1 protein-coding gene is annotated in these 609 nt (G+C 51.2%); it reads right to left on the bottom strand.

All coding sequences use genetic code 11. The features are described from left to right. Positions 1 to 609 (bottom strand): IS30 family transposase (locus Q5Y71_RS17110; protein ID WP_306043277.1); only part of this gene is annotated, 609 nt, incomplete at both ends.

Below are 609 nucleotides of genomic sequence, written 5' to 3'. Positions count from 1 at the left end.
AATACGGGTGAGCGAAGTAGACATCTGCACCAAGGCCGGTGGCGATTTTCTCGTGCTCCGCAAACTCCAGACCGTTATCCAGGGTAATGGTTTTGATCTTCGATTTCAGAGATTTCATGCTCGTGACAGCTGCCTCTGCAAGTAAGTCGGCCCGTTTGCCGGTTAGCCGAACGATCAATGTATACAGCGTTTTGCGTTCTACCATGGTTAACAAAGCGCTCTTGTGCCCCTTACCCACCACGGTATCGCCTTCCCAGTCACCGATTCGGCAACGACTATCAACCACCTCTGGACGATCATCGATATCCACCCGGTTTTTGATCTGTCCACGTCGGTCATAATGGCCATATCGTTTGCGGTAGGGTTTGGAGAGCACTCGCAAATGCTTGTAAAGATCGCCGCCTTCTGCCTTATCGGCGTAAACAATCTGATAAATCGTCTCATGGTGTAACGACACCTGCTTGTGCCTCAACAGGTAGTCCGCTACTTGTTGAGGGCTCAGTTCCTGGCGAAGCAGCTTTTCTATCCAGACTCTCACCTCATCTGTCACTTTGATTGCTTTGTGAGCCGTAGTTCTGCGATTGTTACTGAAGCGCTGCGCCTGGGCGG

The sequence above is a fragment of the Microbulbifer sp. 2205BS26-8 genome (assembly GCF_030731025.1).
Lineage (GTDB): Bacteria > Pseudomonadota > Gammaproteobacteria > Pseudomonadales > Cellvibrionaceae > Microbulbifer > Microbulbifer spongiae.
This window is presented reverse-complemented; position numbering and strand designations above follow the sequence as displayed.